The organism is Viridibacillus sp. NPDC096237 (genome assembly GCF_050278625.1).
Classification (GTDB): Bacteria; Bacillota; Bacilli; order Bacillales_A; family Planococcaceae; genus Viridibacillus.
On record NZ_JBNNTI010000082.1, the window covers coordinates 1 to 7164 of the forward strand.

6 protein-coding genes are annotated in these 7164 nt (G+C 34.5%); 3 read left to right on the forward strand and 3 right to left on the reverse strand.

Features of this window, described 5'->3' with window-relative positions:
- Positions 1 to 330 precede the first annotated feature (330 nt).
- Complete coding sequence (gene xerS / locus ACQKMD_RS21355) at positions 331 to 1449, forward strand: tyrosine recombinase XerS (protein WP_427754539.1); 1119 nt, start codon at positions 331 to 333, stop codon at positions 1447 to 1449.
- Between the two features lie 494 nt (positions 1450 to 1943).
- Here xerS and ACQKMD_RS21360 read toward each other — a convergent pair whose 3' ends face one another.
- Positions 1944 to 2237, reverse strand: coding sequence for a hypothetical protein (locus ACQKMD_RS21360; RefSeq protein ID WP_427754540.1), 294 nt, complete (start codon positions 2235 to 2237; stop codon positions 1944 to 1946).
- Between the two features lie 222 nt (positions 2238 to 2459).
- Here ACQKMD_RS21360 and ACQKMD_RS21365 point away from each other — a divergent pair, with 222 nt between their 5' ends.
- Positions 2460 to 2738 carry a tyrosine-type recombinase/integrase gene (locus ACQKMD_RS21365; protein WP_427754542.1) on the forward strand — a complete coding sequence of 93 codons (279 nt, stop codon included), beginning with the start codon at positions 2460 to 2462 and terminating at the stop codon, positions 2736 to 2738.
- Positions 2739 to 2912: 174 nt separating this feature from the next.
- On the opposite strand, the gene ACQKMD_RS21370 is transcribed toward ACQKMD_RS21365, so the two are convergent.
- Both ACQKMD_RS21370 and ACQKMD_RS21375 read right to left on the reverse strand, forming a co-directional pair.
- Positions 2913 to 3191, reverse strand: coding sequence for a hypothetical protein (locus tag ACQKMD_RS21370; protein ID WP_427754544.1), 279 nt, complete (start codon positions 3189 to 3191; stop codon positions 2913 to 2915).
- Positions 3192 to 3196: 5 nt separating this feature from the next.
- The gene (locus ACQKMD_RS21375) at positions 3197 to 5503 is read right to left on the reverse strand and encodes an RHS repeat domain-containing protein (RefSeq protein WP_427754546.1); all 2307 of its coding nucleotides are present in this window, start codon (positions 5501 to 5503) and stop codon (positions 3197 to 3199) included.
- A 799-nt stretch (positions 5504 to 6302) separates the two neighbouring features.
- Here ACQKMD_RS21375 and ltrA point away from each other — a divergent pair.
- The coding region (gene ltrA / locus ACQKMD_RS21380; RefSeq protein ID WP_427754548.1) for a group II intron reverse transcriptase/maturase at positions 6303 to 7164 on the forward strand (862 nt) is incomplete at its 3' end.

The window sequence follows — 7164 nt, forward strand, 5'->3', positions numbered from 1 at the left end:
GACGTTGACGTGACATAGTAGCACGCTCCTTTAAGTTGGTAGTCTAAGTGTAATAGCCCTTATTTTTTTTGTCCAACTTAGTGTAGCCGATTCACTTTTTTCTTTATTGAACTAACGGTGCAGTTTGAGCTAAAGCTTTATCTCGTTAACCCCTTGTATCCTTAACGCCGAAAAGCATAAATACGTTCAACTAGCTCAAAAATAACGACACCTCAAAAGTATTTTAGAGGTGTTTTTTTTCTACTAAATTAAGAGAGAGAAGATGGTAACTGCTAATCATCATTGTTCGCAAAAGGGTAATTTTGTGAACAATGAAATGGAGTGAACGATTTGGCTCTTACACCTGAACAACAACATGTATTAGCTTTAATAGAAAAACACCAAGAACCAATGCCGGATTATGTAAAAGAATATATCTTATCAAAAAAACGCGCTGGTCTATCCCCTAACACACTTTTACAGTATCTATATAGATATAAGCATTTCTTCAACTGGACTCTTTCTGAAGGCATTATAAGTACTCCGAGTGTAACTGCTATCCCCTATACAGAACTTGAAGTAATGAAGAAGGAAACAATTGAGTTATATTTGGACTTTTTAAAAGAGGAAAATATCTCGCAAAATGAAGGTACCGTTGAACACAGAGGTTCAGCAGTTGTGGAACTATCAGTGAATGCTTTAAAGGCTCTCTTTAATTATTTAACAAAAGAGACCGAAAACGATGATGGTGAATGCTACTTCTATAGAAACGTGATGAGCAAGATTGTTCTACATACGAAACGTGAAACTGCCAACAGACGCGCTAGGAATATTAGCTCTGTTCTACTTAATGATGAAGAATTAAATGAGTATCTCGAATTTATTAAAAATGGATACGGCAATCAACTTACTGCTGCTACAACAAAACTACGATATGAACGTGACATGGAGAGAGATTTAGCAATCAATTCGCTAATATTAGGTACAGGTATGCGAGTTGGAGAAATTGCTACAATTCACATAAAAAAAGTACATCTTAATAAAAGTACTATAGAAATTACTCGTAAAGGCGGTACGGAAGATACTGTCCTTGTTATGGAAAGTGCTCTTCATGATCTTAAACACTACATGCATATCCGTGAATCACGATATAAAGGTGCAAAAGATTGCCCTTTCCTTTTTGTTAGTGGTTATGGTGGTAGTGCAAAGCCGTTGTCTCGTAGAGCTATCCAAAACATTGTTAATAAGTATACAGCCGCATTTAGTCAGAGCAGTGGCATTAGTCCTCACAAGCTTCGTCATAGCTTTGCGGTGGATTTTATACGAAATGGTGGCGACATTATCCTTCTTCGTGACCAACTAGGTCATAATGATATTAAAACGACCTCTCTTTACACAAATATGGCCAATACAGACAGTCAAAAAATATTAAATAATATGGATCAACGTCGTAAAAACGTTGATTTATAGTTATATAATGAAAATTAAAAAAACCATTTTGATAAATGACTTATCAAAATGGTTTTTTCTTGTTCCTAATGGAATACTCAAAACTTAAAAAGATAGTTACCTTTTTATGTCTTAAGCAATCATTATTTGTTCTATTAATATAATTTGTCAGTACATGCTTTATTTATTCTATGAAGTTAATAATAAACCAACACTAATTAAGGCCCATAAGGTTCCCCAAATGATTACACGCTTCAAACTAACTAGTGACATAAAATTCAGGAATAATATACATAGTATCAATACGAAGAAACTACGAAGTAGATTCGATAATCCATCTTGTTTATCTATAAAAAGACTAACCAACAACAGAATTCCAATAATCAAAACTAAACTTAAGCATAACTTCTGAAAAATTCTATTATCAAAGACTTTTTCAGATGAAAAAGCAATCGCGATGATTATCAATAGGGTTACGCTCGTATAAAATAAAAATTCACTCATTTTTTTCACCCTTAATAAAATGTTATATATTCATAATCTTTCTTTGTTCCAAAAAAGTAGAATTGCTTTGCCTTTTTTGTATAAGAGTAGAAAAATCTCTTTAGTATAGATACAGCTATATCGCCAAATGTAGTTCCACCAGTGAGTGCTATTGCTGTATTTATTAACGACCCAATAACGATTTGTCTACTTTTTTTCATTATTTTAAGATTTGAAAGAGTATCATCAGTTGTATTAATTAAAGCTTTTTTTATATGTGGTGTCTTTAATAATTTATTTACTTTTTTTGCACTTCTGTTTTTCAATGCTGCTCGAACAGCTTTTAATATAGGAATTAGTGCAACTGCTCCATTGACTGCATTTTTTATTTCTCTTGCTCGAATACTTAATTGTCCGTCCGGATCTACATTGATTATCGGATTATTATTTCCATAAGTATAACCATTTTGTGATAACGGTTCATCGTCGTCGCCTGGATGTGGGTCAAGGGCTAAGAATGAACCATTTTCTGGATTGTAGTATCATGCTTGCAAGTAATAATTCGTTGTTTCTTTGTCAAAATAGTATCCTACATAACGAATTGGATCGTTTTTGCTAAGTCACCTGGACAAAGCAATGGCATTAGTCCTCACAAGCTTCGTCATAGCTTTGCAGTAGACTTCATCCGCAATGGTGGCGACATTATCCTTCTTCGTGACCAACTTGGTCATAATGATATTAAAACGACTTCTCTATACACCAACATGGCAAGTACAGATAGCCAGAAAGTTCTAGATAAGATGGAACTAAAACGCAAAAACATATAATAGACTAACTAGGACGACTTTTCTTTACACAAATATGGCGAATGCAGATATTCCAAAAACATTTATTAACATGTAACAACTTCGTAAAGCATCAATCTATAATTATATTGCTAAAAAAACCATTTTGATAAATGACTTATCAAAATGGTTTTTTGTATTTTTCTGTTGAAATTTTTAAAACTTTCTAAATAAAATAGTTTCCTTCTGTATCTCTAATACAATCATTATTTGTTCTATAACTACTGCTTCTCCGAAAAGAACGATGGATATCCAAATCCAAGGTTTGATTTTGGCACCTTGTATCATTGCAATTATAAAAACAATTAAAGTAAAACAACCTAAAAGAATAGACAGTAGAGAAAGTCCATTTTTCTCTTGCATGATAATAAAAAATAAAAAAGTAGGCATCCAAACAGCATTTAACAAAATGTATTTAATAATATTCAACATCATTATATTCACCCTAATTCTTTCCTCGTAACCCATTGTGCATAATAATATGCATTTCTCCAGCACGGAGCATATTTATAATTTGAATTTTTATAGCCGTAATAAATACCTTGGGTCATCCTTGCAAGTAAATAAGCTCCTCCAGAAACAGTCGCAAAAGCTTTGACCCCTGCTTTTAATGCAGTTTTCTTTATTACAGGTTTAAAGTTCTTTTTCATAACTTTAGAATTTTGCAAAATTTTACCAGCATCTTTGTATTCACTTTTTCGTTTGGCATTTTTTGTAGCCGCATAGGCCTTGATTCCAGATACAACCCCTTGTGCTATCACAGCAATATCCCATATATTTATTAAATAAGCATAAATAGCAAACGCAACACCAGTAACAATTGCATACCAAATCCTTTTAGAGTCCTCTCCTAAAGGATCCACATATTTTACTGGATTGTTGTTCCCGTAAGTATATCCGTTTTGCGATAATGGTTCATCGTCATTACCTGGAAGTGGGTCTAACGCTAGGAACGCACCATTTGCTGGGTTATAATAACGTGCTTGTAAGTAATAATTTTCACTTTCGTCATCATAGTAATAACCTGCATAGCGAATTGGGTTCTCTTTCGCTATACTACCTTCTAAAGTTAGAATATTCCCATATGCATCATAAGAATACGAGCCCACTTCATTATCATCACCATCACGAATACTTAATACATCACCACGTTGATTGGTAATAAATTGATATGCTTTTTGGGTACCTTTTTCTTGAACAATCATACCAAGTGGTGTATAGCTACTCCATTCATAATAGCGTGTACTTATTACTTGATCATTTTGTTTCACAACTTCCATATCTAATACATCTTCGTTATAGAAGTATTCGTGTTTTATATTACCAACTGTTTTTGTTAAACGAAGACCATTCTCATCATACGTGTAAGATGCTACTTTTTCCCCTATTAACGTTTGAATATTTGTTAATTGTTGTTCTTCATTATATGTGTAGTAGTACCGTTCATCTTGTATTAAGTTACCATCTTTATCATATTCATATACTACATCATTTTTCGTTACAATTTGGTTAGCTTCGTTATAGTCGAATGTTATATTTTCTCCATTAACATGTGCAACTTTACGATTTCCTACCGCATCATATTCATATGAATTACTTTCCCCATTCGCATAGGTTTCTTTTGTCAATTGGTTATTGCCATCATATTCATAAGATGTCGAATACCCTTGAATAGTTTGTTTAGCAACATTACCATTCTTCGTATAGTCATACTTAATTTCAAATGGTGTTTGTTGTTTAGTTGTATAAGTTAAAGAACCTATTACGTTTGCATCATTATATTGAGATACCTTTTTCAACAAATTGCCATTCAACATCATAACGTATTGATTATCTTCTGTCTTTTTCTCATATCGGTAATCATGTATTTTTTGATCCTGCACGCTGTATTTAACATGTTCAACATCATCACTGTCTTCTTTGTAAACCAATTGTTCTTTTATAGATAACCCTTTGTCATAAGCAGTTTCACGTGCTGTTAAACGTACTTGGTCATCATACGTATAACTTTGTTTAAATAACTTTAAGCCGTACTTTGCTAAGAGGTTCGTTTCATCTGTATAGCTATAATCCTTTAATACCGTATCATTTTGCAACACTTGTGAGATATTTCCTAAATCATCATATTGATAGTTTGTAGATGATACGACATCTCCTGCACCATTCGTTGTTTGTACTGTATCGATTTGATTGTCTTCTGTATAAGTTTTTCTTGTTTCAATACCTGAAGGTAAAATAGACATACTCATTTCACCATTTAGGTCATATTTATATTCAAATGTCATTTTTGGCATAACAACTTTTATTATTTGATCATTATCATTGTAGGTGTACGATTTTTCTCGTTTCAGTGTATTTGTTATAGTAGATATATTGTGATTATTATCATACTCATACTTTGTTGGATTACCATTTCCGTCAGTAATAGAAGTTATTGTTTCTATATATAATGGATCATATGTGTACTTAATGGTTTTATTATCTGCGTCTGTTACTTCCTTTTCCTGACCAAATTTGGTATAAACAATTTTCTTAGTATTACCGTTTTTATCTGTTGTAGAAACTGTATATTCCTCATCATCAAAAGTCGTTTTTTCGAATGTTTTATTTGGATATTTCGTTTGTATAATACGACCAAAAGAATCATATAAATATGTGGTTTTTTCATTATCTATTGTAGATTCTACTAATGATGGTCCTTCATAAGTATAGGTAGTTATTTCACCACTTGGAGCTACAGACTTCACTACTTTATTTTGTGTGTTATAAGTTTTAGTTTCAGTACCCTGTAGAGTTGTTTACTTCCGTCACTGCATAAGTATTCTGGGATACATCACGTTTATAGATAGTCTCTGTATCATCTGTAGCAATGGATTTAAATTCATTATCTTTCTCATTAAAAATAAAAGTATTTGTTACAGATAATTGTTCATCACTTGTCTGTTTAATTAAAAATGCTAGGACATCTTAAATTAAGATGTTCTAGCATTTTAATGTGCGCCCGGCATGCGTATGAACTATAGGGTGCAAGTCCTGAACCCCGAAGACAGAAGTAGAGGTTAGCCAAGAGCAAGGGTGTCCGTGGCGACGCGGAATCTGAAGGAAGCTGGAGGCAAAACACCGGTCCGAGGAACACGAATTTCATATAAGGCTAGGTATGATTGGATGAGTTTGCATTACAAAACAAAGTCCTTTCTGTCGAAGGTCATATCGAGTAAATGAGGCGGATAGATGGTGTGAAAGTGCATACGCTTACCCGGGGAGGTCTGATGGAAACGTGAAGTACCCTTCATAACCTACTTGGTGACAAGTAGCTGAACCATCAGAAGTCAGCAGAGGTCATAGTACGATTGGGTCTAGAACTAATCGGAAGGACTGAACAACTAAGAGAGAATAGCCCTTGGCATTCCATCTTGAATGAATGAACACAGAAAACAGAGAAACCTCACGCTTAGAAAGTAATGGTGAAGTCCATGAGGGTATTTGCGGAGGGTGTAGTTCAGGTGGGCATAAGAAGACAAGCTATTCACGGAAAGGAACTAAATGGTGATGTTGAATCAAATTCTAGCACGTCCGAATATGATACAAGCATTAAAGCGAGTGGAAGCGAATAAAGGAAGCCATGGAGTAGACATGATGCCCGTACAAACCTTACGTCAGCACATCCTCGAAAACTGGGAATCTATTAAAGCTCAAATTCTAACGGGAACCTATGAACCGCAACCAGTACGTCGTGTCGAAATCCCGAAACCAGACGGCGGTGTGCGTCTATTAGGGATCCCAACCGTGACAGACCGTTTGATTCAACAAGCCATATCGCAGATATTATCAAAGGAATATGACCAAACTTTCTCGGACAACAGTTATGGATTTCGACCAAATCGGAGTGCTCATGACGCAGTCCAAAAAGCGAAAGGTTATATGAAGAAAGGATATCGTTGGGTTGTGGATATGGATTTAGAGAAATTCTTTGATAAGGTCAACCATGACCGATTAATGGCAACATTAGCGAAAAGAATTCACGATAAATCTTTATTAAAACTTATCCGTAAATATCTCCAAGCTGGTGTCATGATAAATGGAGTTGTTTCGAGTACAGACGAAGGAACACCGCAAGGTGGACCATTAAGTCCACTTCTTTCAAATATCGTGTTAGATGAGCTTGATAAAGAATTAGAGAAACGTGGTCATAAATTTGTTCGCTACGCAGACGACTGCAATATCTATGTAAAAAGTAAACGTGCGGGAGAGCGTACAATAGCAAGCGTACAGCGATTCATCGAAGGAACACTACGCTTGAAAGTGAATGAGTCCAAATCAGCGGTAGACCGACCATGGAATAGAAAATTCTTGGGTTTTAGTTTTTCACACCATAAAGAACCAAAAGTTCTGGTGGCGAAAACAAGCC

Bases quoted from the DNA above. Each gene is read 5' to 3' on its own strand.
- ACQKMD_RS21370 (WP_427754544.1), bottom strand. From the start codon at position 3,191: ATGATGTTGAATATTATTAAATACATTTTGTTAAATGCTGTTTGGATG.